The following is a 23483-nucleotide window of genomic DNA, read 5'->3' as shown; positions in this document are numbered from 1 at the left end:
CAAGTTTGTCATTGCACCAAGCTTGCGCCCGGCGTATGCAGATCGGCAGGGGCTCCTGCAAGGACCTCTTCATCGGCCAGGCGGGCATAGCGCGCCGGCGGCATGCCGACATGGCGCGCAAAGGCGACACTGAAGGTGCTGGCGGAACTGTAGCCGACGCGCTCGGCCACCTCGGCGATCCTTACGGCGCCGCGCCGCAGCAGCTCTTTTGCCAGCCCCATGCGCCATGCCAGCACATACTCCATCGGCGCCATGCCCACCGCCCTGCTGAAGCGCTCGAAGAAGCCCGAGCGCGACAATGCCGCTTCCTGCGCCAGGGCGGCGACCGTCCAGGCGCGTGCCGGCGCGGCGTGAATCTGGCGCAGCGCGAGGGCCAGCCGGGCGTCCGCCAGGCCGCGCACCAGGCCGGGCGTTGCCGCCGTGCCGTCCGCCGAGCGCAAGGCTTCGATCAGCAATACCTCGAGCAGGCGCGCCAGCACTACGTCGCGCGCGGGACGTTGTGCGAGGGTTTCGTCGCGCACCAGCTGCGCCAGCGTGGCCAGCCGGGGTTCGCCGCGCACGTGCACCAGTGCGGGCAAGAGCGGCACCAGCAGCGCGGCGTCCGGCGAGCCGAAGGCGCAGTGGCCGATGATGAAGCGCACCTCGGGCTCGCCGTCCTGTTCGCCCAGGCGGAATTCGCCGGGGCGCAGCTGCACCGGCAGCATATCGGCCGCGCCGCCGGCCGGCGGCGCGAGGCTGGACATGGCGAAGTCATAAGTGGCCGGGATCAGGACGAAGTCGCCGGCCGCCAGGACCAGCGGCGCGCTGTCGCCCACTGCCAGACGGCAGCTGCCGTCGAGCACGACACAGAACGATGGCTGCCCGGTCTCGGCGCGGCGCACACCCCAGCTGCCGGCGGCGCCGACTACCTTGGCATAGCGCGGGACCGGCTGCAGCAAACCGACGACTTCCGCCAGTGGATCGATCATCCGGACTCTCGCAAAAGATTGATGGACTTTCGATTGTAGCGCGTCCGGATGCCAGGCTCTATCGTATCCCTACTTTCACTTTTTATTGGAGCCGCTCATGCACACTGTACTCATCACCGGATGCTCGTCGGGTTTCGGACTGGAGATCGCGCGCCATTTTCTGGAGCGCGGCTGGAACGTGGTCGCCACCATGCGCACGCCCGACCCTGCGGTCCTGCCGCAGTCGGGCCGTTTGCGCCTGCTCCCGCTGGACGTGACCGATGCGGAGAGCATCCGCGCCGCCATCGACGCCGCCGGCCCTGTCGACGTCCTGGTCAACAATGCCGGCATCGGCGTCCTCCATCCACTCGAAGCGATCGCGATGGAGACAGCGCGCGCCGTGTTCGAGACCAATACGCTGGGCACGATCGCGATGACCCAGGCCGTGCTGCCCGCCTTCCGGGCACGGGGCGCCGGCGTGATCGTCAACGTCACATCGAGCGTGACCCTGACGCCGCTCCCGCTGCTGTCGGTCTACACCGCCAGCAAAGCCGCGGTGAATGCCTTCACCGAGTCGCTCGCGCTGGAACTGGAACCGCTCGGCATTCGCGCCCGCCTCGTGCTGCCGGGACGTTCGCCCGAAACCCGCTTCGGCGACAACGCGCGCGGCCACATGCAGGGCGAGGTGCCGCATGCCTACCAGCCCATGCTGGACGCCATCTTCGCCGGCGTGCGCGGCCCGGGGCCGGTCACCCATGCCGAAGATGTGGCGCATGCGGTATTTCGGGCGGCAACCGAGCCGTCGGCGCCGATGCGGCTGCCCGCGGGCGAGGATGCGGAAGCGGTCGCCGCAGCGCTGTAAGCCGCGCCTTTCCTTGACAGCGGATCAGTTCTCGCCGGCCGCCGCCCTCTGGTCGGCCGCATCGATCAGGTTCGTGCGCAGCTGGACGATGGCTTTCTGCAGCACCCGGAATTCCTCGGGCGACAGGCCGGAGGCCTTGGCCGTGATCTCGCGGTAGTCGAAGGCCTTCTCGCGCAGTTGGCGCCCCGCTTCCGTCAAGGACACGCGCACGCTGCGCTCGTCTTCCTTGTCGCGTTCGCGCCGGACGTAACCCATGGCTTCGAGGCGCTTCAGCATCGGCGTCATCGTGCTGGGCTCCAGGAACAGGTTTTCGCTCAGCCCCTTGACCGTCTGGTCGTCCTGTTCCCACAGGCAGATGATGGTCACGTACTGCGGATAGGTCAGGCCGAGCGCATCGAGCACGGGCTTGTAGACACGCGAATAGGCCAGGTTGGTCGAATAGACGGCGAAGCACATGAAGTCGCCCAGCCTGGCGGTCTTCTCCCGCTGATTTTCCTTGCTGCTCATATCATGGTCCGTAATTATTTATCGAGATAAGCATTATCGTACTTGAAAAATAGCGGGCGCGGAGCTAAAGATCCTTCAACCGAAGGTGAATGCGTAGGCTTCGCCGCCGCGGTCGAGGAAGCGGATCTCGAAACGACGCTGGCCCGGCTTGCCGCTCTGGCGCACCAGCTGGTACAGCCGGGTGTCGGTAATCGTCCCATTGCCATCGGCATCGATGTCGCTGCCATGGTCGGCACCTGGCGCCTTGCCGTCCAGCGTGACCTTGATGCGGATCTTGCGCCCTGCCTCGCCGGGGCCCAGCACCAGATGCAGGTCCCGTGCGCTGAACTGGTAGGCGATGCTGGCGCCGGCCTGGTCGGCACGCGCGCTCTCCTCCGCCACCACCCACTGGCCCGACAGCCCCCATTGGTTCAGGCCCAGGTTCCCCACGGTGTACTGCTGCGGCCTGTCTTCGCGCAGGCGCTGCGGCGAGCGGAAATTGGCGGCCTTGCCGTAGCCGACATAGGTTTCCTCCGACCCCAGGCGGCCGAGGTCGGGCGCCATCTGCTCGGCCCCGGCCTTCGGATCGACCAGGCTGGTGTCCGCCAGCGGCGCGCCGCGGGCCTCGGCCAGCAGGGACTGGATCGCCCTTTCCGTCTTGTCGACATCGCCTTCGCCGAACTGGTGGTAGCGGATCCTGCCGCTCGCGTCGACCAGGTACAAGGCCGGCCAGAAGCGGTTGTTCCAGCTGCGCCAGATCGCCTGCCTGCTGTCGACGGCCACCGGGAAATCGATGTTGAAGCGGCCCACCGCCTTGTTCACGTTCGTCAGGTCTTCCTCGAAACGGAATTCCGGCGTGTGGACGCCGACCACGGCCAGGCCCTGATCGCGGTATTTCTGCGACCAGGCGCGCACATAAGGCACGGTGCGAATGCAGTTGATGCAGGAGTAGGTCCAGAAGTCCACCAGTACCACCTTGCCGCGCAACTGCGTGGCGCCCAGCGGCGCGGAGTTCAGCCAGGTGGTCGCGCCCTCGAAGCCGGCCGCCCTTCCCTCCACCGGCAAGCTGCCCCGGCTGGCCTGGGCTATGGCGGCTGGCGTGCCCGTTGCGGCCAGGCCGGCCATCACGCCCATCGCGGCAAGGACGGCTGCAATACCCGGAATATGTCGTTTCATGTCTTGCTCCTTGTGAGTGGGTCAGCGTTTGCCCGCGGCCTCTTCGATCAGCTTCGCCACCGCTTCCGGGTGCGACACCATGACGACGTGCGATGCTCCCTTCACTTCGACGATGTCCTTCGCCCGCGCCCGCCCGGCCATGAAGCGCAGCGCCTCGAGGGGAATGTTGCGGTCGGCCGTGCCGTACACGAAATACGAGGGCAGGCGCTTCCAGGCGTCACCGGTCGCCGCCTCGTTCAGGGCCGCGACGGTCACGGGACGCTGGGCCGCGGCCATCGCCGCCGCCTGCTGGGGCGCCACGTCGGCGGCAAACTGCTGGCGGAACTTGTCCTGGCGGATGTAGAGCTCCTTGCCGCCATCGGCCAGGGAAACAGGGTCGGCCAGCGCCTGGTCCAGGGTCCCGCCAGGGAATTTACCGGCCAGGCCGGCGACCGTTTCGCCCTGCTCCGGCGTGAGCGCAGCGACATAGACCAGCGCCTTCACTTCGGGGTTGCCCTCGGCCGCCTTCGAAATGACCATGCCGCCGTAGGAATGCCCGACCAGCACGAGCGGGCCTTTGAGCGCTTGCAGAACGCTGGCCGTGTACTGCGCATCGCCGGCGACGCTGCGCAAGGGATTGGCGATGCTCAGCACCGGATAGCCCTTCGCCGACAAGGCCTTCACCACGCCGTTCCAGCTGCCGGCATCGGCAAATGCGCCGTGGACGAGCACGATCGTGGGCCGGGCGGCGGCGCCCTGCACGGCGGTGATGGGGGCCTCGGCCCGTGCCGCCGGCAAGGCGGCGGCGAAGGATGCGGCGAGGGACAGAGACAGCAGCAGTTTTTTCGGGTTCATGGTTCAGGCCAGTGCGAGGTCGACGTCGATGTTATTGCGGGTCATCTTCGAGTACGGGCAGGTCTGGTGCGCCGCATCGACCAGTTCCTGCGCGAGTTCGCGCGGCAGGCCGGGAATGGCAATGCGCAGGCGGGCCTGCAGCAGGTAGCCGGCGGCGCCCGTGCCCAGGTCGACTTCCGCATCGACCGCCGTCTCCGCCGGCAAGGCGAGCTGCCGTTCGCGTGCGGCGAGTCCCAGCGCGCCGATGAAGCAGGCGGACCAGCCTGCCGCGAACAGCTGTTCCGGGTTCGTGCCCTTGCCGCGGCCGCCCGGCGGCGTCAGGGTGATGTCGAGCCGGCCGTCGTCGCTGCGGGCGGCGCCTTCGCGGCCGCCGGTGGTGCGGGTCTTGCCGGTGTACAGGACTTGATCGATCTTGTTCATGGTGTTTCCTTTCGATGGTGAGAAGCTGAATCAGAAATGGTCGACGGCGATCACGGCGTCGGCGAAGGCGCGCGGCGCTTCCTGCGGCAGGTTGTGGCCCACGCCGCCCTTGATCAGTTCGTGCTTGTACTTGCCGGTGAAGCGCTTGGCGTAGGCTGCAGGCTCGGGGTGAGGCGCGCCATTGGCATCGCCTTCCAGCGTGATCGTCGGCACCTTGATGACGGGCAGCGCGGCCAGGCGGGCTTCGAGCTGGCTGTACTTCGCTTCTCCCTGTTCCAGTCCGAGGCGCCAGCGGTAGTTGTGGACGGTGATCGCGACATGGTCCGGATTCTCGAGCGCGGCGGCGCTGCGGTCGAAGGTAGGGTCGTCGAACTTCCACTCCGGCGACGCCAGTTGCCAGATCAGTTTGGCGAAATCGTGGTGGTTCTTTTCGTAGCCGATGCGGCCGCGCTCGGTGGCGAAATAGAACTGGTACCACCATTGCAGTTCGGCTTTGGGCGGCAAGGGCTGCTTGCCGGCTTCCTGGCTGCCGATCAGGTAACCGCTGACGGAGACCAGGCCCTTCACCCGCTCGGGCCACAGTGCCGCCACGATGTCGGCATTGCGCGCGCCCCAGTCATAGCCGGCCAGGATCGCCTTGTCGATCTTCAGCGCATCCATGAAGGCGACGACGTCGGCCGCCAGCGCCGCCGGCTCGCCGTTGCGCACGGCCTTCGGGTCGCGGAAGCGCGTCGTGCCATAGCCGCGCAGGTAAGGCACCAGCACGCGGTACCCCGCCTTGGTGAGCATGGGGACGACGTCGATGTAGCTGTGGATGTCGTAGGGCCAGCCGTGCAGCAGGATCACCACCGGACCGTTGGCGGGCCCTTCGTCGACGTAGCCGACGTTCAGGTCGCCGGCATCGATCTGCTTGATGGCGGCGAAGGTGGGCGCCGGCGCTTGTGCGCGAGCGATGCCGGCCATGCCGAGTTGGGCCGCGGCGAGGACGCTCAGCGCGATGAAACGAAGACGGAAAGACTTGTCATGCTTGCTCATGGTGTACTCCAAAGGAAGACAATCGAAAACTACTTATCGTGATAATCATTGTGAAGATAAAGATAGCAGCCGGCGCGGGGCTTGGCAAGCAAAATAATCGTTATTGCGATAAATAATTTGATCCTGGCGGCGCCAGGTAATAATGTTGTTATGCAGAGGACATTGCTACAATTGGAGAGAATTGCAGCGAGGATAAAGACGAACGTGGCTTCCCGAATTCCTTTTGTTAAAAGAGCCGGCCTGTTTTCAGGAACGCTGAAGGGCCGGCTGACCGCTGCAGTCGTGGTACTCGTCGCCGGTTCGAGCGTGCTGGTCGGTGCCGTTGCATTGAACATCGCGTCGCAAGGCGCAGTCGAGGCGATCGGGCGCCAGCAACTCAATCTGCTGACCAGCGCGGCGTCGCAACTGGAAGCGGAGCTGGGCAGCAAGCACAAGCTGCTGCGGCTCGTCGCCGAAGAGATGTCGGCAGACGCCGGCGCAGGCCGTTCGATGCAGGACAGCCTGGTCCGGCATCCCAGCCTGCTTGCCGCGTTTTCGAATGTCGTGATCTTCGATGCCCAAGGCTGGCTCAAGGCCGATATGACGAATCCGTCGAACATCGGCCGCGGCCCCTATTCGGACCGGAGCTATCTCAAGGACACCCTGCGCCTTCGCCGGGGCGTGATTTCCCAGCCCATAATCAGCACCTTGTCGGGCCGGCCGGTGGTGCTGGTCACCGAGCCGATACTGGACCGTGCAGGCAATGTGGCGTACGTGATCGGTGGCGGGATCTACCTTGCGGACCCGGCGTTCTTCGGACAAATCGGCCGGCTTCATGCGGGCTCGACAGGATATCTCTTCGCTTTTACAAAAAGCGGGCTGATTCTTCACCATCCGGACGCCAAACGCCTCACACAGAACCTCAATCTGGAGCAAGGACACATGGTCGCCTCGACCAGGGCCGCCCTGGACGGCTGGGAAGGATGGACGCTGTCGCATAACAAGCAGGGCTTGCCGGGCATCCTGACCTACAAACAGATGAGGGGTTCGGCCTGGGTCCTCGGGTCGTTTTTTCCTGCCGACGAAGCATTCGCCGGGATTGCCAAGGCGCGCCGCTATGCGTGGGCGTCGGCAATCGGCATCGCCATCCTGGCCGGCCTGGTCGGATGGGCCACCGTGCTGTATCTCCTGAAACCGCTACGCTCGCTGCGGCGGCATGTGAAGGCCGTGGAACAGGAAAAGGCGGAAATCGGCGTGTTCGACCTCGATCGCGACGATGAAGTCGGCGCGCTCGGACGGGCCTTCCATTCGCTGTCCCTGAAGCGCGAACAGGCGGAACGGCGGCTGCAATTACTGAGCCGGACCGATAGCCTGACCGGCCTGGGGAACCGGCGCCAGCTCGATGACGAGATGGCGGCCGCCGTCCAGCGCGCCACCGACAGGCAGCACGCGCTGGCAGTCGGCTTCCTGGACATCGATCATTTCAAATCCATCAACGACACCCATGGCCACGCTGCAGGCGACTGCGTGCTGAAGGAGTTTGCCAGGCGTTTGACAAGCAACCTCCGTCCAAGCGACCAGCCGTTCAGGCTGGCCGGCGACGAATTCGTCATCATCCTCGAGCATGTCGATTCGGCCCAGGGCGTGGAACGCCTGGCGGCCAGGCTGATCGAGGCAATCCGCAAGCCTTTCGAGGTCGAAGGCAAGCAGTTGTCCGTCACATCCAGCATCGGCTTCGCGGTGACGAAACCGCCGGTCGCGCAGGCCGGCGATTTATTGCAGCATGCCGACGCTGCGCTCTACAAGACCAAACGCGCCGGACGTGACGCCTATACCGTCAAGGAACTCGGTACAGGCGCGCAGGCCTTTAGAAGTTGACCTTGAACTGTGCGCCGAGCGTACGCGGTTCGTTCAGGATGCCGGTCAGGTTGTCGAAATCGATCGCACCCACGACCTGGACACGGTCGGTGATGTTGCGTGCGAATGCCGTGACTTCGTATTTCCCGTCCTTCCACTTGTAGCCGATGCGCGCGCCGCCCTCCACCAGCGAGCGGGCCTTGTATTCCTTGGCCTCGTACAGGAACATGTTGTAGGTGCTGCGGTAAGACCAGTCGGTGGAAGCGGAGAAGACGCCCTCGCCGATCGGCGTACTGTAGAACAGGGCGAAGTTGGCCTGCCATTTCGGTGCGCGCGGCAGCGGATTGCCGTCGATGCGCACGGTGCCCGGGAACGGGCCGACCGCATTCGTCACCGTGCAGCCGGCGCGGCCGCCGGTGTTTGCGAAGTTGCCGCATTGCTGGACGAACAGCGAAGCATCCTTGATCTCGGTGTCGTTGTAGCTGGCGCCGACCGTCATGCGTACCGCGTCGCTCAGCACCGCCTGCATATCCAGCTCGACGCCCTGACCGGTGACCTTGTCCGCGTTGATCAGCTGATTCATGTTGATCACGCCGCTGCCGGCGGTGAGCTGCTTGTCCTTGACCCGGTACTGGAACACGCTCGCCGACACGCGTGCACGGCGGTCGAACAGCTCTTCCTTGATGCCGGCTTCGAAGGACAGGGCTTTCTCCGCGCCTGCGAACGACGGCCGGTCCGCCAGGCCGTTCAGGCGGCCCTGCATCGACGGTGCGCGGTAGCCGGTGGCAATGCGGCCGAACAGGTTGGTGTCCTTGTCGAGCGCATAGGTGCCGCTCAGATCCCAGCTGACGTTGCTGGAATCGTTATTGATGACGAAGGGACCGGCCGTGGTGGCTTCGACGCGCTTGGCCGAAAAGTCCTTCGAGTCGTTGGTGTAGCGCAGGCCGCCGCGCAGCTTGAGTTTCTCGCTGACGGTGTAGTTCAGGGAGCCGAACGCGGCCCACGATTTGGTCGACTGGTCCTGGGTGGCATAGAACGGATTCTGCGGATTGCCCGGTGCGAGCGAGTCGAAGCTGATGCTGTCGATGCGGATGTCTTCGTTGAAGAAGAACAGGCCGCCGATCCACTGCAGCGGGCCCGAGGTGTTCGACTCGGCACGGAATTCCTGGGTCAGCTGCCTGTGGTTGGGCAGCAGGTCCGCGGTTTCGACCACGAAGGGGATGTAGCCGGGGCCCATCGGCGGTGCGTACACGGCGCCGTAGCCGCCGTCGACGTCGGCGCGGCTGTAGAACTTGGCCGTTTCGTAGCCCGTGATCGAGTGCAGCGTGACCGTGTCGAGATTCCAGCGCATGCGCAGGTTCGCGCCTTTGGTACGCAGGGTCTGCTTGTTGACGCCATCGGTCGGATACGAACCGTAATCGAAGCCGTCGACCAGGTCGCTGGTGCCCTGCTTGATGATATTCGCGCGGAACAGCGTGGCGTTGTTATCGAGGTCGCGGGCATGCACGTTCAGCAGCGCACTGAAGGCCTTGTTCGGCTGGAACAGCACCTGGATGCGGCCGGCGTTGTCGTGATAGCCTTCGAAATCGCGGGTGCCCGTCGGACGTGGATTGTGCACGCGGTCGTCGCGGTTCTGCGACTGCAGCGATACGCGCGCCGCCACCGTTTCGCTGAGCGGCAGATTGAAGACGCCTTCCGCATTCTTGGCGCCGTAATTGCCGGCGCCGACGCTCAGATAACCTTCCGTCTTGAATGACGGGCGTACCGAGTCGAACTTGATGACGCCGGCCGGCGAATTGCGGCCGAACAGCGTGCCCTGCGGACCGCGCAAGACTTCGACCCGTTCCGTGTCGAAGACCGGGAAGCCTTTCAGCATCGGGCTTTCCTGCACGATGTCATCGACCACCAGGCCCACCGGCTGCGATGCGTTCAGGTCGAAATCGGTGTTGCCCTGGCCGCGAATGTAGAAACGCGGGAACGAGCGGCCGTAATCCGATTCGACGCTGAGGCTGGGCGCGCGGCCGGAAAGGAAGCGGATGTCCTGGCCGCCGGCAGTCAGCGTATCCAGGCGGTCGCCGCTCACCGCCGTGATCGACATCGGCACTTCGCGGATGTTCTCGGCCCGGCGCTGGGCGGTGACGATCACCACGTCGAGGCGCTTGCCGCCTTGTTCGGCATTGGTTTGCGGGGCAGAAGCGTTGTCCGCCGCAGGGGTTTCCTGGGCCGATGCATGCTGCAGCGGGAAGGCGCCAAGAATGGCGAGACAAATGAGACTCTGGCGGCCGGCGCGCGGCAGGTGCATCTGGATACGCTTCATTTTCTTCCTTACGTGGTTAGACAAATTTGGTAAATACGCAAGTGTAATGTCTATACAAGTATTCCGCCAAAAGGAATTCGCACGGTGATGCTTTTTTGCGAATTTCAGCTCAGGCAGCCTGCCGGCTGCAGGCGCCGAACAAGGCGGCGACCAGGGGATCGCGCCTGGCCGAAGACTGCGCCCGCACCAGCGGGAAGCGGACATCGTCGGCCAGCACGTGCAGGTAGGACTTGCCGGGATCGACGCAGTGGCGCGAAGCGCTGCGCCGCAGGGTGACACGCTGTTCCCCGCCCTCTTCCGCCAGCGAGTCCAGGAAACGCTCGACGACAGCCCGGTCAGGGTGCAGGCGCACATGGCTGCGCCGATCCGGGTGATGGCTTGCCGCTCCCCCTTCGACCAGCGCTTCCATGTAATTGCGGGCGGCGCTGTAGGAGATGTCGAGCAGTGCCGCGGCCGCGGCCGGCCCCATGGCGCCGGCCGCGAGTGCACTCACGAGTTGGCGGAGCTTGGAAATCTTCCGCAAACTGTACATGGCCATGCAGGTCTCCGATCAGAACTTGAAGCCCGCCCGCGCGTAGTAATAGCCGCCGTTGATCCCGAAGGGCGAGAACGAGGGATAGACCGTGACTGCCGCGTTGTCCAGGTTGGCGCGCTGCTCGGCCAGCAGCGTGGCATTCACGTGGTCGGGGTACTGGTTGAACAGGTTGTTCGCGCCGACCGACAGCGTCCAGGCCTTGTTGAACTGGTAGCTGATCTCGAGGTCGGTGATAGCGGTCGGCTTGACCTTGGTTTCATAGTAGGTGGCGCCATCCGAGGATTGCAGTTCGGAGGACTTGCCGTAGAAGGCTTCGCGGGCGTTCACCGACCAGTTCCCGATCCGCCACAGCGCGCCCAGGTTGACGCGGACCCGCGGCGACGCCGTTTCCAGATCCGAAATCGCGGTCGCGTCGAGCAGGGTCTGCGGCTGCAACTGGGCCGGCGCCTGGTTGATCTTGATGACCTGCACCTTGTTATAGTTGGCCGCCAGCGACCAGTCCACCTTGCCGTTCGCGCCGTAGTTGCTGTTCAGGGTAGTCACGAACTCCAGGCCGCGCGAGCGCGTGTTCACGGCGTTCGAGAAGATGTTGATGCCGGTCTGCACCACGGTCGGGTCGAGCACGTTGCCGTTCGCGAGGATCGCGGCCGTCACCGCCGGCGAGTTCACCGAGCCGCCCGAACCGTACAGCGAGCCCGAACCGACGATGCGGTCGCGGATCGTGATCTGGTAGGCGTCGAGGGTCACGGCCAGATTGGCCGAAGGATTGAGCACGAAGCCGGCGCTGAGGTTGGTGGACGCCTCGGGACGCAGGCCGTTCACGCCCACCAGGCGTGCGCCCGGCGAGTTCGGCGCCAGCTGCACGAAGGCGCTGCGCGGCGACACGTTGGTGGCCGAATAGTATTCCTCGGCCAGGGTCGGGGCGCGGAAGCCGTTCGAGTAGGTCGCGCGCAGCCCCAGCATCGGCGAGACGTCGTAGCGGCTGGTCAGCTTGCCGACCTTTGCGTTGCCGAAGTCGGAAAAGTGCTCGTAGCGCCCCGCCAGGTCGACCGTCCATCCCGCCACCGGCTGGCCGGAGAAGTTGATGTAGGCGGCCTTGTTGTTGCGGCTATGGCTGCCCGCATCGGTGAGCGAAAAGCCCGGGAAGGACTGCGAGCCTTCCTTGTAGCGCGAAGCGGCGTCGCCGGCGCCGATCTCGTATTCGTCGCGGCGGTGCTCGAGGCCCACCGCGACATTCAGCGGGGTGGCCCAGCCGGCGTCGAATTCGCGGCTCAGGTCGAGGTTGTTGGTCCACTGGCTGGCGATGAACTTGCCGGCATAGAAGTCGAGCGGCGTGGCGCCGGTATCGGCAAACAGCGACACGTTGCCCGAGTGCGCCACGCCCAGTTCGGCGACGTCCTTGCCATAGGTGCTGGACAGGTCCCAGCGCCAGCTGCCGAAGACCTTGCCCTTGATGCCGGCGGTGAACGCATAGTCTTCCTCCTTGAACCGCTCCTGCGGCGAGAAGCCTAGCGGGTAGATCGTCGGCAGGCGGTTCGGCATGCGGTAGTTCTCGAAGGCCGCGGCCTTCTTCTTGCCGTAGGTGGCGAAACCGTACAGGTTCAGGTCCTCGCTCAGCTCCGCGCCGAAGTTGGCGGCGAAGATGTGCTGGCGGTACTGGGCATCGCCCGAGATGTGGTTGACATAGGGGTAGCCCGGCGCATTCTTCAGCTGCGGCATCGAGGCCAGCGTGGCCGGATCGTTGACGCGCGGGTCGATCCCGCCGCGGTCGGAAAAGCCGTGGTACTTGCTTTCCACGGTGAGGCTGAGGAAGGCGTCGGTGAACGGCGTCAGGCCGATGTTCGCCGCGCCGTCGCCGGTGCGGCCGCCGCCGTCGCCGTAGCCGCCGCCGTTCAGGTTGACGTTGCCGCCGCGGTAGTTTGACTTGAGGATGATGTTCACCACGCCGGCGATGGCGTCGGTGCCGTACTGCGCCGCGGCGCCGTCCTGCAGCACCTCGATATGGTCGATCGCGGCCACCGGAATATAGTTCAGGTCAGCCGCGGCGCCGCCCTGGTAGGGACCGCCCAGCACCGCCAGATTCGAGGTGCCGTGGCGGCGCTTGCCGTTCACCAGCACCAGGGTGTTGTTCGGTGACAGGCCGCGCAGGCGTGCCGACAGCGTCATGTTGGCCATGTCGCCGCCGAAGGCCTGGGCGTTCAGGGACGGCAGGTTCTGCGCCAGCGCCTGCAGCAGGTCGGGCTGGCCGGTGCGGCCGAGCGAGGTGGCGTCGACCACCTGCACCGGCGATGCGCTGTTCTCGACCTTCAGGCCCATGGCGCGGGTACCGGTGACGATCACCACGCCGCTGGTCACCGGCCCGGCTTCGGCTGCTGCTGCGGCGACGGCCGGCGCTGCCGCTGCGGGCTTGTCGTCGTCGACGGGCTTGTCGTCGGCCGCATGGGCAAAGCCGATACCGCAAGAAAGAACGCCGGCGGCGACGCCGGAATGGAGAATGGCCTTGTGCATGAATTACCCCTCTTTTTTTGGACTGCAAAACGGATTGTTCTGATGGCCTTGCAAGGGCTGGCTTACTTCCTGGCGGCGACGACCTCGATCTCCACCAGCCAGCCCGGATTCGACAGGCCGGCCACCTGCACCACGGCGCGCGCCGGCAGGTTGGGCTGAGGTCCGCCGAAGAACTGGGTATAGCCCTCCATGAAGCCGGCGACGTCGGCCTTGCCGTTCCTGGCGGGATCGCCGACCAGGAAGACCTGCATCTTGACCACGTCGCCCATGCCCAGCCCCATGCCCTTCAGGATGTCCTGGATCTTGTTGAGCACGCCCACGGTCTGGGTCTTGGTGTCGCCGAAGGCGGCGAGCGAATTCTGGTCGGCGGTCTTGCTGACGGCGGGCGGCACTTGGCCGCTGATGAAGTGGATCGTGGTCCCTGCCGGCAGCGTCACGGCCTGGGCAATGGGGAAGTCGGAGTTCGGGATCTTGTGGCGCACGATGGCCTCGCCGGGCGCGGCGGCGGCGGGCGCCTGGACAGCCACCAGCAGCGGCACGAGGGACAGCGCGGCAAGGCGCCGGACAGTGTGGGAAGACGTCATGGATGCTCTTTCTCGATGGTGGATGGTCAGTGCTTGTTGCCGAAGCGGCCGTGAGTGGCCGGCGCCACGCCGAGACTGGCGCGCTGTGCCGCCACCTCGTCCGGCGACAGCGGCGCCGCAGCGTTGCCCCAACTGCTGCGCACATAGCTCAGCACCTGGGCGATTTCGACGTCGTCGAGGCTGCCGGAAAAATCGGGCATGCCGCCGCGGCCCTTGAGCAGGACGGTCGAGACGTCCGAAGGCGCGCCCTGGACGAAGCCGTTGCCGGCAAGCGCGGGAAAAGCGCCGGGTATGCCTTTGCCGCTGGCCTGGTGACAGGCGGCGCAGTTCTTCGCAAACAGGGTCTTGCCGTCCGGCGCCTGCGAAGCCGTGGCCTGGGCGTCGGCAGTCGCCGGGGCCATGCCGGCGCCGCTCAGCGCCAGCGCGATCAGGATGGATCGGAGTCTCATGCGCTTGCCCTCTTGTGGAGTTGTTCGATCTGCTGCCAGGCCGATTCGATGGCGCCGGCCTGCCAGCCGGTCAGGTAGCTCAGGTGCTCGCCCGCGAGCATGACCCTGCCCTCGCCCTCGAGCAGGACCGGATAGGCGTTCTTGCGGCCGGCGTCGTCCCATTCGGCCCATCCGCCCAGGTTGTACTGGACGCGGTGCCAGGCCACGGAGAACGCGTTTTCGTAGGCGTCGCGGTAGGCAGGGAAGATCTTTTCGCCGGCGGCCACCGCGAACTCGGCGCGTTCGGCGGGCGTCAGTGCGCTGGCTTCGATCGCGTCCAGCGCGTAGTGGTAGTAGCCCAGCACCACGCCCTTCTTCTGTTGCCAGCCGGACGAAGGCAGCGAGATCGTGTTGATGCCCTTCATGTCGGTCAGTACATGGCCGCCATAGATCTGGTCATCCTCTTCCCAGAAGCGGCGCTTCATCTGCAGGCCGATCTTCCCCACCGGTGCATACGACACCGCTTTCAGCGCGCCCTTGAACTTGTCCGAGAAGTCGGCGTCGATGGTGCGCAGCACCGACAGCGGGATCGTGCACAGCACGTAATCGGCGCTCACGGTCGACAGCTTGCCGCTGGCCGTGTCCTTGACCGTGATGCTGACCTTGTCGGGCGCCTGGCGGATGGTCTGGACTTCCTGGCCATAACGGATCTTCCTGCCCAGGCGCTTCGCAAACGCCTGCGCGATGCGGTCCATGCCGCCGACCGGCTGGAACATCGTCGCGTGCATCGGGAATTCCTGGACGGCGCTGTAGATCTTTCCCACCTTGGCACTCAGCAGGTCGTGAAAACCCAGTGGATCGGTGAGCCGTCCGGGCTTGAGTCCCGCGCCGGGATTGACCGCGTAGCCGGCGCCGTTGCGGCCCTTGTAGACGAGATCCTTGGTGCTCAATGCGCCTTCGTGGGCCAGGTAGTCCAGCAGCAGTACCTGGTCGTCGGCGGTGAGCCGGGCATCGAGCTGTTTCGACTGGACCGACTTGGCCAGCAGTTCCGCCACGTGGCCGCGCATGTCGGCCTTGACCTGTTCCTGCCGAAGGCGCTTTTTCGAGAACGGCCCTGCGTCCTCCATGTAGACCCAGGCGTGGTCGTTATCGTTGACCATGACTTCGAGCGGGACCTCGAACTGCCTGGTGTAATACAGCGTGGACTGGTGGTCGAGCGGAATGCGCCAGGGGCCGTGGTTGATGTACAGGCCCTCGTCGAACCGGCAAGCCTGTGCCTCGCCCCCCAGTTCCTGCAGCTGAAAACCCTTGCGGGCCGTCTGGCAGCGTCCGCCGGCGAAATGCCGCGCTTCCAGCACCTCGACCTGGTAGCCCAGCTTGGACAGCTCCCAGGCCGCGGTCATGCCGGCCAGGCCGGCGCCAAGGATCGCGATTTTCTTGCCCTTGCCGCTGCCGGAGAGTGCGGGCGGGGCATTCGCCGTCGACGCAATGCCCATGCCCCAGGCGTTCATGGTGTTGAGTAGGAGTGCCGAGCCGCCGACGGCGGCGGCGCGGAAAAGGAACTCTCGTCGGGTCAGCGACGGACTGAAACGATTCATTCGCACCTCATCTGTTATTGCCGAAACACTTCTGCCTACGCTTATGCTTCAGCAATACCTGTGCCAGCTAAATGAGGTAGTTACGACTTTTTGACGATTAAAATAAAGTTTGTCTTTACCTTTCAAGAACGTAAGTTTGGAGTAAGCTCGTTTGGCAAAATAAAGTTTTCCAGCGCCGGTTTCCATCCCTTGCGGCATGGGCGTTCACCGCCTGGCCGGCATTCCTCAAAGAGCAGACTTTATTTTCGGCAGCAAAACTTTGTTTTTCGCTTTGTGCCCCGGCTGCCCTGTCGGTGATTTGGTGCGCCGCACCATGCTGGTTCGCACTGCACTGGATTGGCTGCGGGCACTAGGTATGCTGCACCGCAACGAACCTGGGGTAAGTCACCGGCATTTGCTTCCTGCTCGTGCTTGGCGCCTCATCCTTATCGAGCCAGTAGTTGAACTGGCCAAAACTGGGCGTCTGCGACGAGGGAGCGCCTTTATAAAACTCGTCGAGCATCTGGCGATAAGCAGCGCGGCGCACGAAACCGGCGCCGGGATGCGCAGCGCGATAACGCGCAACGGCAGCCCTGAAGACGGCCCGCGTCGCGTCGTCGACGTTCAGGCCCTGGTAGCTACCCGACTTGCGCGGGCGGCCGCGCTTGACGCCGCTGTTGGCAGTGCGCGTCTTCCCCCGGGCGCCGGAGTTCGCATAGTCGGGCAGGAGTGCATTCTGGTTTTGTCCCCGCTCCCAGAAGCGGCGCAGCCAGCGAAGCACGCTGGCACGCGAGACGCCATGTTCGTCGGCGCTGCGCGCCACCATGGCGGCGCGTTCGCGCGGGTAATACAGAGCCGGGGCCTGGGATTGCAGCTCGACGACGATGCGCCAGGCGCGCGCCTGCATATCACGCTGCTTTTGGGGAAGCACCGCCGGCGCCGGCGCCGCGGCATAAGGATCCTGCAGCAGCAAGCGCGCACGGCCACTGCGTACGTCGCCGGTCAACACATGTATCGGGACAGGCTCGGGCACCTTGCGGGCGCCCCCGAGTACGAATAGATGGACGATGCCGGCCTGGGCTTCGACCCATAGGACGCGCAGCGCGCGCGCCGGATCCGTGTACTGAATGACATCATTTGGCAGAAACATCATTGGCTCCCTGACACGTTCGGATAGCTGAGCTCATGCAAGGATCGGGCCACTGCCCAACGCGGCGCCAGCAATTAACCAACTAGTTAGTTATAATTCGTTTTGCGGCTTGTTCGGCCGTGCCTGTCACCGCTTCGATGCAGGATTCGTTCTCGGAGAATTTTCAAATGACTACAAGTGAAACCCGCCCTTCAGTCGCACTGAAGGCCGGGTGTGTATTGCTCGGACTCGTATTGCTGGCCACCGGCCTGTTCTTCGCCGTCGGCGGCGCGAAACTGGTGGCCTTGCATGGGAGTCCCTACTTCCTGATCGCAGGTCTCGTCATCGTGGCTTCGGCCATACAGTTCATACGGCTGAAGTCGTCCGCGGTCATCGTCTATGGCGTGGCATTTGTCGGCACCCTGCTTTGGGCGCTGACCGAGGTCGGCTTCGATTTCTGGCCGCTCGTTTCGCGTCTCATGCTGCCGACCGGCTTGATGGTGCTTGCGCTGCTCGCGTGGCCGGCGCTGCGCAGGGTCGACACCGGAAGACCGGCGAACAAAGGCGCCTATGCCCTGGCCGCGCTGCTCGCGGTCGGCATGGCCGCCACCTTCGCCGGCATGTTCACGCCGCACCCGACCGTCGCCTTCGAAGGCAGGCCCACGCCGCTGGTGCCGGTCGCGAAAGGCGAGGAGCAGAAGAACTGGAGCAGCTACGGCAACACGCCCGGCGGCAGCCGCTTCGTCGCGCTCGACCAGATCACGCGCGACAACGTGAAGAATCTGCAGGTCGCGTGGACCTTCCATACCGGCGATACCCCGATCAGCCCGACCGGCAACGGTGCGGAAGACCAGGAGACCCCGCTTCAGATCGGCGACCGCGTCTACTTGTGCACGCCGCATAACAACGTGATCGCAGTCGACGCGGACAGCGGCAAGAAGATCTGGGAGCGCGACATCAACGCCCGGTCCCAGGTGTGGAACCGCTGCCGCGGCCTGGCCTATTTCGATGCGACCCAGCCGCTCCAGCAGCCCAGCGCCGCCGGCGCCACGCCGGTTCCGGTCCCTTCCCTCCCTGCCGGCGCAAACTGCCTGCGCCGCCTCCTGATGAATACCATCGACGCCCGCCTCGTTGCGATCGACGCCGACACCGGCGCCATGTGCGAAGGCTTCGGCAAGGGCGGCTTCGTCGACCTGAAGGCGGGACTGGGGAGTGCGGAGGATCCGAAGTACCAGCTGACCTCGGCGCCCACCATCGCCGGCACGACCGTGGTGGTTGGCGGCCGTGTAGCGGACAACGTGCAGATCGACATGCCGGGCGGCGTGCTGCGCGGCTTCGATGTCGTCACGGGTCAGATGCGCTGGGCCTTCGATCCCGGCCGCGACGATCCGACCGCGCGCCTGCAGCCGGGCCAGACCTATGCCCGCAGCACGCCGAATTCGTGGGCGCCGATGTCCTACGACGCCACGATGAATACCGTGTTCATCCCGATGGGCAGTTCCTCGGTGGACCTGTGGGGCGGCAATCGCACGCCGCTGGATCATCGCTATGCGACGTCCATCCTCGCTCTGGACGCGACGACGGGCAAGCAGAAATGGGTCTACCAGACCGTGCATAACGACCTGTGGGACTTCGATGTGCCGATGCAGCCAAGCCTGGTCGACTTTCCGCAACAGGACGGTTCGAGCACCCCCGCCGTCGTGTTCGGCTCGAAGTCCGGCCAACTCTTCGTCCTCGACCGCATGACGGGCAAGCCGCTCACGCGCGTCGAGGAGCGTCCGGTGAAGACCGCCGGCATCATGAAGGAGCAGTACGCCGCGACGCAGCCGTTTTCAAGCGGCATGCCGCAGATCGGTGCAGAGACCCTGAAGGAATCGGATATGTGGGGCGCGACCCCGTTCGACCAGCTCATGTGCCGCATCAGCTTCAAGTCCATGCGCTACGAAGGTCTGTTCACGGCGCCGGGTACCGACGTGTCCCTGAGCTTCCCCGGTTCGCTGGGTGGCATGAACTGGGGCAGCCTCTCCATCGATCCGCACCAGCACCTCATCTTCGTCAACGACATGCGCCTCGGCCTGTGGGTGCAGATGATCCCGCAGAAGCTTGAGGCCGGCCCCGCCGGCAACGGCGGCGAAGCGGTCAACACCGGCATGGGCGCGGTGCCGCTGAAAGGCACGCCCTATGCGGTCAACAAGAACCGCTTCATGTCGCCGCTCGGCATTCCCTGCCAGAAGCCGCCCTTCGGCACGCTGTCTGCAGTGGATCTGAAGACGCAAAAAGTGCTGTGGCAGGTGCCGGTCGGTACCGTGCAGGACACCGGTCCGCTCGGCGTCAAGATGCGCATGCCAATGCCGATCGGGATGCCGACGCTGGGCGGGACCCTGGCGACCCAGGGCGGCCTGGTCTTCATCGCCGGCACCCAGGACTACTACCTGCGCGCATTCGACAGCGCGACCGGCAAGGAAGTCTGGAAAGCGCGCCTGCCGGTGGGCAGCCAGGGCGGGCCAATGAGCTATGTATCGCCGAAGACCGGCAAGCAGTACGTGCTGATCTCGGCCGGCGGCGCGCGCCAGTCGCAGGACCGCGGCGACTACGTCATCGCCTACGCGCTGAAGTGAGGCCGGGAATGCAAGTGAAGAATCGATTCGAGCGCCAGCGCATCTGGCGCCCCGCCACGCTGCTGGCCCTGGCGGCGCTGGCGCCGGCAGCCGCATTCGCGGACGATGCGTCCACCCTGAGCGGCGACTGGGGCGGCGCGCGGACCCGTTACGCCGAAGCCGGCGTCAGCTTCCGCAGCGATTACGTGTCGGAGACCTTCGCCAACGTCAGTGGCGGCCGCGCACGGGGCAGCACCTATGCCCAGCAGCTGCGCCTGGGTGCGGACCTCGATATGAACCGCATCGCCGGCTGGTCCGGCGCCACGCTGCGCCTCACCATCAACGACCGCCGCGGCGCGGGCGTGTCCGCCGACTACATCGGCAACCGGCTGCCGGTCCAGGAAGTCTACGGCGGCCCCTACACCCGCCTGAGCGAGGCCAGCATCGAAAAGCAGCTGATGGACGGCCGGCTCGATCTGCGTCTCGGATTTTTCGCGATGGGGAACGACCTGGGGGGCATGGCAATCGGCTGCCAGCTGGTGAACGCAGCCTTCTGCGCCCACCCGCTTTCCATGTCGGGCAATAGCGGCTGGTACAACTACCCGAATGCGCGCTGGGGCGCGGCGGTACGCTACAGGCTGGGGCCGGAGCTGCTGCTGCGCACCGGCGTCTATCAGGACAATCCGCGTCTCGGCGACAAGGTCAACGCGTTCAAGCCATTCGCCGCCGGCACGGCGGGCGTGCTGCTGCCGCTGGAGCTGGAATACGCGCCCGGCAGCGCGCCGCACGGCGCAGCCCTGCCCGGCCACTACAAGCTTGGCGTCTTCTACGATACGGCGCGCGTGAAGCGGCAGGGCGAATCAGGGACGGTGGACGGACGCTACGGCATCTACCTGCTGGCGGACCAGATGATCCTGCGCCAGGGTGCGGGCGGCCGCGGCCTCTCGGTGTTCGGCCAGTTCACGGCCAATCCGCGGGCATCGGCCCAGATCACGCGCTGGCATGCGGCCGGCCTGGTCAAGACCGGCACCTTTGCGGGCCGGGATGCGGATACGCTGGCGCTGGGCCTGGTGCATGCCCAGGTCAATCCGCGCTTGCGCGAGAGCGCCGCTGTCTCCAGTCCCGATACCGGCAGCTATGCGTCGCTGCCGGCCGGCGAATCCGTGGTCGAACTGAGCTACGGTGTGCAGCCGCGGCGCTGGCTGGGCGTGCGGGCCGACCTGCAGTACATCGTCGACCCCGGCGCCTTCGGCTACCGCAAGACGCAGAACGCGCTGGCGATCGGCACCCAGCTGAAAATCACCTTCTGACGGCGCGCACGATCGTGTCGATGACCGATTTTCGCCGCGCCGCATGCACCTCGGGCGCGCCGAGGTCGCGCTCGAAGATATAGCTGAAGGTGTGGCGGTTCGACACGTTGTAAAACGACAGTGCGCTGATCGACATGTGCAGGTCGACCGGATCGACATCGGCGCGGAACACGCCTTCGGCGATGCCGCGCTTGCACAGGCGGTCGAGCACGGTGATGGCGGACTGGTTGATCTCTCGCAGCGCCGGGATCTTGCGGATGTACTCGCCCTGGTTGATGTTCTCGCTCATCACCATGCGGATGAACTCGGGATGCGCGGCATGGAAATCGAAGCTGGCGCCGACCAGGTGGGCCAGGGCGTCCAGCGGCGCCAGGCTCTCGAGATGGAAGTCGCTTTCGATTTGCCGGAAGCGGCGGTAACTCTCCTCCAGCGCGGCGACGTACAGTCCCTCCTTGCTGCCGAAGTAGTAGTAGATCATCCCCTTGTTGCTCCCGCTCTCGAGCGCAATCGCATCGATGCGGGCGCCGCTCAGGCCGCGCCTGGAAAATTCCTGGAGCGCGACATTCAGGATCTTGTCGCGGGTGCCCTCTTCTTCCTCATTTGGGGTGGCGGTTTTCGATCGGCTGGATTTGCTCATCGGGGTATTCTAAACGATAGGGCCCGCCAGAATTCTCAACCGAATTCGAAAACCTGCCCGCCAATCTTCACCGTCCGGCGCTTGCCGGATTGATCGACGCTGACGCGCGGACGCTTGCAGCCGACGTCCAGCAGCACCAGGAATTCCGCCACCTCCCCGCTATCGGCTTTCAGATAGAACGCGCCATGGTCTTCGGTCACGCCCTTTTTCGGGCTTGGCCCGCTCCACTTCGCGAACGGGGCATTGTCATTCAGGTCGCGCAGGCAAACGGACTGGCCGCCGGCCGCAATCTTCACGCTGGACGGGCTCTCGATCTTCATCACGCTGGGCGCGTGCACGTTGAACTCGTAGGTGTGCGGCGCCGACGCCGACAGGGTGTCGCGCACCACGATCGCATCCGGGCCATGCAGGTAGACCACCTGGCGGCGGGCCTGCGTCAGCTGGCCGCCATACGCCGGGGTCGCGTCGCCTTCCGCGTAGTCGTAGTCCGGCCGCGGCGTGAACTGGACGATGCTCCCGTTGTGCTGCAGCTGCTCGCGGTATCCGCTGACCACCTGCCCCTTGCCGCCATCGAAGGTGATGGCGTTCTGCGACCTGGTCTGGTGGTACCAGTCGGTCCAGCGCGGCGAACCATACCAGTCGTACCAGCCGGCCTTGACCAGCAGCGGCTGGCCTGCGACCGTCAGCAGCAATCCGTTCTGGTCGCCGTGGCTGTGGCTGAACGAGCCGTAGGGGCTGGACTTGAAGTAGAAGGCCATGTCCCCGCTGGCGCCGATGTCGCTGTGCATGGCCACCCAGCCGATGCTCTGGAACCCGACAGCGTTGGGCGGCTTGCTCTTGCGCCTTGCTGCCACCGACATCGGGTACGGCGCCTCGAGCCGGGACAGCGCGTCCTCGTTCGCCGTCAGCTTGTCCGCATACCAGGCGGCGTGCGGCGTCGCCACGCGGTCCGCAAACGCCCGCAGCACACGGAAATCGGGCCTGGTCTCGGAACCGTCGCCGAAGGCATGCACCGGTGCACCGGGCGGTACGAACTCGATAAGGAAGTCCATGAAGCCCGCTGTCCAGGGCTTCGCATACATGTTCACGCCGGTCGCCTCGCGTATCGGATCCCACAGTTCGAGCATGTAGGCGGCCGCGTACTGGGCATACGCGGTGCCGTTGGCGTAGCCGCCTTCCGGCCCCGACCACGGGTCGGCGGCGCCGGCAAAATGGCGGAACGTGAAGTCGAACCACTTCTGCGCGTCCGGCACCTCACCCAGCGCCAGCGTGGAAATCAGGGCCATGTAGGACAGCAGCGTAGTGCCGTGCGAATCGAAGGGTTGCTGATCCAGGCGCCCGCCGCCGGCGGCCAGGTCCCTGAACATCTCGCTGCCGCGCACGCTCACCACCTTCAGCCATGCCGCCTTGCGCTCGGCGTCCAGGTCGTCGGCCAGCAGGTCGACCGCTTTCACCAGCGACAGCGCGATCTGGCGGGTCGCCTGGTCCTGGCTGGCATAGCTGGTCGGGCCCGCAGGATTCAGGGCAGCCAGCTGGTCGCCGCGCTTGAGCGCCTCTTTCAAGTGCGCGGGATCCTTCTTCAGGCGCCACAGGATGGCAGCCCCTTCCAGCTGCTGCGTGGTTTCGTCGATGCGGTTGGCGACCTCTCTCTGCTGGGCCGCCATTGCCGCAGTCAGCGGCGCCGCGATCGCGAGCGGCCAGCTTTCGTCGCTCAGGTCCGCCAATGCGCCCGTCTGCAGCTTGACCACGTTGAGCAGCCGGCTCAGATAGGGGTCGAGGTCACGCTTCTTCTGCGGGCTCCAGCTGGCGTAGGGCGCGAACGAGGACGGCAGCGAACGTGGCCGCGCTTTGTCGAGGATGCGCGCACGCAGGGCGGCATTGTCCGGCACCTCGAAGATGACCGACTTTGCGCCGATCGAAAATGCGCGTGGGCTGGACCAGTCGGCCGAGCCGGCAGGACGCACGCGCCAGGTGTAATCGCCCGGGGCCAGGGCTTTGGCCGGCAGGTACCAGGTGCGGTCCACGGTCGCGCCCATCGGCGAACCGTCCCTCGGTAGGATCTGGATCTCGTAGCGGGCCGCGCCCGGGTAACGGGCCCAGGTGAAGGTGGGCGGGTTCTGCAGCTGGTGCTCGCCGTTGGCCGGGGTGGTCCGGACGACCAGCGGATCGGACAATTGCGCCCAGTCGGCATGGCTGCTGAATGGCCACAGCAGCGAGGACAGGGCCGCCGCGACGGCGATTGCCTTTCGATGCGAGTTCATAAGT

Annotated in this window: 19 protein-coding genes; 4 read left to right on the top strand and 15 right to left on the bottom strand. The window is 65.5% G+C overall.

From position 1 onward, the window contains the following. Positions 1-8: 8 nt before the first annotated feature. Positions 9-968 carry a cupin domain-containing protein gene (locus AC07PE_RS08800; RefSeq protein ID WP_498763265.1) on the bottom strand — a complete coding sequence of 320 codons (960 nt, stop codon included), beginning with the start codon at positions 966-968 and terminating at the stop codon, positions 9-11. Positions 969-1065: 97 nt separating this feature from the next. Here AC07PE_RS08800 and AC07PE_RS08795 point away from each other — a divergent pair, with 97 nt between their 5' ends. Further along, positions 1066-1809: an SDR family oxidoreductase gene (locus tag AC07PE_RS08795; protein ID WP_498763263.1), complete on the top strand. Its 744-nt coding sequence runs from the start codon at positions 1066-1068 to the stop codon at positions 1807-1809. A 24-nt stretch (positions 1810-1833) separates the two neighbouring features. Here the strand turns inward: AC07PE_RS08795 and AC07PE_RS08790 are convergent, their stop codons facing one another. The 5 genes from AC07PE_RS08790 to AC07PE_RS08770 all read right to left on the bottom strand — a co-directional run bounded on the left by AC07PE_RS08790 (position 1834) and on the right by AC07PE_RS08770 (position 5760). Next, entirely contained in the window at positions 1834-2316 is a 483-nt protein-coding gene (locus tag AC07PE_RS08790; RefSeq protein WP_498763261.1) for a MarR family winged helix-turn-helix transcriptional regulator, read from the bottom strand. A 75-nt stretch (positions 2317-2391) separates the two neighbouring features. Beyond that, positions 2392-3471 carry a thioredoxin family protein gene (locus AC07PE_RS08785; RefSeq protein WP_498763259.1) on the bottom strand — a complete coding sequence of 360 codons (1080 nt, stop codon included), beginning with the start codon at positions 3469-3471 and terminating at the stop codon, positions 2392-2394. Positions 3472-3492: 21 nt separating this feature from the next. Then, positions 3493-4305, bottom strand: a complete 813-nt coding sequence (locus tag AC07PE_RS08780) for an alpha/beta fold hydrolase (RefSeq protein WP_498763257.1) — start codon at positions 4303-4305, stop codon at positions 3493-3495. A gap of 3 nt (positions 4306-4308) precedes the next feature. Continuing rightward, entirely contained in the window at positions 4309-4725 is a 417-nt protein-coding gene (locus AC07PE_RS08775) for an organic hydroperoxide resistance protein (RefSeq protein ID WP_498763255.1), read from the bottom strand. Positions 4726-4755: 30 nt separating this feature from the next. Beyond that, entirely contained in the window at positions 4756-5760 is a 1005-nt protein-coding gene (locus AC07PE_RS08770; protein WP_498763253.1) for an alpha/beta fold hydrolase, read from the bottom strand. 204 nt (positions 5761-5964) lie between these two features. On the opposite strand from AC07PE_RS08770, the gene AC07PE_RS08765 reads away from it, so the two are divergent. Next, positions 5965-7617 (top strand): sensor domain-containing diguanylate cyclase, encoded by a 1653-nt coding sequence (locus AC07PE_RS08765; protein WP_498763251.1) that lies wholly within the window; start codon positions 5965-5967, stop codon positions 7615-7617. Here the strand turns inward: AC07PE_RS08765 and AC07PE_RS08760 are convergent. From AC07PE_RS08760 to AC07PE_RS08730, 7 genes are all read right to left on the bottom strand, one after another. Then, complete coding sequence (locus AC07PE_RS08760) at positions 7607-9913, bottom strand: TonB-dependent receptor (RefSeq protein ID WP_498763249.1); 2307 nt, start codon at positions 9911-9913, stop codon at positions 7607-7609. The two genes, AC07PE_RS08765 and AC07PE_RS08760, sit on opposite strands and share 11 nt — an antisense overlap. Before the next feature lie 109 nt (positions 9914-10022). After that, a complete protein-coding gene (locus tag AC07PE_RS08755) occupies positions 10023-10406 on the bottom strand; it encodes a hypothetical protein (RefSeq protein WP_498763247.1) in 384 nt (127 codons plus the stop codon). Positions 10407-10463: 57 nt separating this feature from the next. Then, entirely contained in the window at positions 10464-12956 is a 2493-nt protein-coding gene (locus tag AC07PE_RS08750) for a TonB-dependent receptor plug domain-containing protein (RefSeq protein WP_498763245.1), read from the bottom strand. A 62-nt stretch (positions 12957-13018) separates the two neighbouring features. Further along, positions 13019-13540: a RidA family protein gene (locus tag AC07PE_RS08745; RefSeq protein WP_498763243.1), complete on the bottom strand. Its 522-nt coding sequence runs from the start codon at positions 13538-13540 to the stop codon at positions 13019-13021. 26 nt (positions 13541-13566) lie between these two features. Then, the gene (locus AC07PE_RS08740) at positions 13567-13989 is read right to left on the bottom strand and encodes a c-type cytochrome (RefSeq protein WP_498763241.1); all 423 of its coding nucleotides are present in this window, start codon (positions 13987-13989) and stop codon (positions 13567-13569) included. Next, positions 13986-15566, bottom strand: coding sequence for a flavin monoamine oxidase family protein (locus AC07PE_RS08735; RefSeq protein ID WP_498763239.1), 1581 nt, complete (start codon positions 15564-15566; stop codon positions 13986-13988). Before AC07PE_RS08735 ends, AC07PE_RS08740 begins: the two co-directional genes overlap by 4 nt. A 349-nt stretch (positions 15567-15915) precedes the next feature. Continuing rightward, positions 15916-16695 (bottom strand): hypothetical protein, encoded by a 780-nt coding sequence (locus AC07PE_RS08730; protein ID WP_498763237.1) that lies wholly within the window; start codon positions 16693-16695, stop codon positions 15916-15918. A gap of 167 nt (positions 16696-16862) precedes the next feature. On the opposite strand from AC07PE_RS08730, the gene AC07PE_RS08725 reads away from it, so the two are divergent. Together AC07PE_RS08725 and AC07PE_RS08720 are read left to right on the top strand one after the other, a co-directional pair. Further along, entirely contained in the window at positions 16863-19292 is a 2430-nt protein-coding gene (locus AC07PE_RS08725; protein ID WP_498763235.1) for a glucose/quinate/shikimate family membrane-bound PQQ-dependent dehydrogenase, read from the top strand. Positions 19293-19306: 14 nt separating this feature from the next. Continuing rightward, the gene (locus tag AC07PE_RS08720; RefSeq protein ID WP_498763233.1) at positions 19307-20581 is read left to right on the top strand and encodes a carbohydrate porin; all 1275 of its coding nucleotides are present in this window, start codon (positions 19307-19309) and stop codon (positions 20579-20581) included. Here the strand turns inward: AC07PE_RS08720 and AC07PE_RS08715 are convergent. Continuing rightward, positions 20571-21218 (bottom strand): TetR/AcrR family transcriptional regulator, encoded by a 648-nt coding sequence (locus AC07PE_RS08715; protein WP_498763231.1) that lies wholly within the window; start codon positions 21216-21218, stop codon positions 20571-20573. The genes AC07PE_RS08720 and AC07PE_RS08715 overlap by 11 nt on opposite strands. A 35-nt stretch (positions 21219-21253) precedes the next feature. Further along, positions 21254-23479 carry a heparinase II/III domain-containing protein gene (locus AC07PE_RS08710; protein WP_498763229.1) on the bottom strand — a complete coding sequence of 742 codons (2226 nt, stop codon included), beginning with the start codon at positions 23477-23479 and terminating at the stop codon, positions 21254-21256. Positions 23480-23483 lie beyond the last annotated feature (4 nt).

This window comes from Telluria sp. GW821-FHT07G12, from assembly GCF_059418525.1.
Note: the sequence above shows the minus strand (reverse complement) of the source record. Positions and strands in the feature narration are given on the sequence as shown.

Excerpts from the sequence above, each read along its gene's own strand:
- AC07PE_RS08785 (WP_498763259.1), bottom strand. The coding sequence starts at position 3,471 with ATGAAACGACATATTCCGGGTATTGCAGCCGTCCTTGCCGCGATGGGC.
- AC07PE_RS08740 (WP_498763241.1), bottom strand. The coding sequence starts at position 13,989 with ATGAGACTCCGATCCATCCTGATCGCGCTGGCGCTGAGCGGCGCCGGC.
- AC07PE_RS08770 (WP_498763253.1), bottom strand. The coding sequence starts at position 5,760 with ATGAGCAAGCATGACAAGTCTTTCCGTCTTCGTTTCATCGCGCTGAGC.
- AC07PE_RS08725 (WP_498763235.1), top strand. The coding sequence starts at position 16,863 with ATGACTACAAGTGAAACCCGCCCTTCAGTCGCACTGAAGGCCGGGTGT.
- AC07PE_RS08745 (WP_498763243.1), bottom strand. The coding sequence starts at position 13,540 with ATGACGTCTTCCCACACTGTCCGGCGCCTTGCCGCGCTGTCCCTCGTG.
- AC07PE_RS08710 (WP_498763229.1), bottom strand. The coding sequence starts at position 23,479 with ATGAACTCGCATCGAAAGGCAATCGCCGTCGCGGCGGCCCTGTCCTCG.
- AC07PE_RS08730 (WP_498763237.1), bottom strand. The coding sequence starts at position 16,695 with ATGTTTCTGCCAAATGATGTCATTCAGTACACGGATCCGGCGCGCGCG.
- AC07PE_RS08800 (WP_498763265.1), bottom strand. The coding sequence starts at position 968 with ATGATCGATCCACTGGCGGAAGTCGTCGGTTTGCTGCAGCCGGTCCCG.
- AC07PE_RS08715 (WP_498763231.1), bottom strand. The coding sequence starts at position 21,218 with ATGAGCAAATCCAGCCGATCGAAAACCGCCACCCCAAATGAGGAAGAA.
- AC07PE_RS08750 (WP_498763245.1), bottom strand. The coding sequence starts at position 12,956 with ATGCACAAGGCCATTCTCCATTCCGGCGTCGCCGCCGGCGTTCTTTCT.
- AC07PE_RS08735 (WP_498763239.1), bottom strand. The coding sequence starts at position 15,566 with ATGAATCGTTTCAGTCCGTCGCTGACCCGACGAGAGTTCCTTTTCCGC.
- AC07PE_RS08790 (WP_498763261.1), bottom strand. The coding sequence starts at position 2,316 with ATGAGCAGCAAGGAAAATCAGCGGGAGAAGACCGCCAGGCTGGGCGAC.
- AC07PE_RS08775 (WP_498763255.1), bottom strand. The coding sequence starts at position 4,725 with ATGAACAAGATCGATCAAGTCCTGTACACCGGCAAGACCCGCACCACC.
- AC07PE_RS08760 (WP_498763249.1), bottom strand. The coding sequence starts at position 9,913 with ATGAAGCGTATCCAGATGCACCTGCCGCGCGCCGGCCGCCAGAGTCTC.
- AC07PE_RS08795 (WP_498763263.1), top strand. The coding sequence starts at position 1,066 with ATGCACACTGTACTCATCACCGGATGCTCGTCGGGTTTCGGACTGGAG.
- AC07PE_RS08780 (WP_498763257.1), bottom strand. The coding sequence starts at position 4,305 with ATGAACCCGAAAAAACTGCTGCTGTCTCTGTCCCTCGCCGCATCCTTC.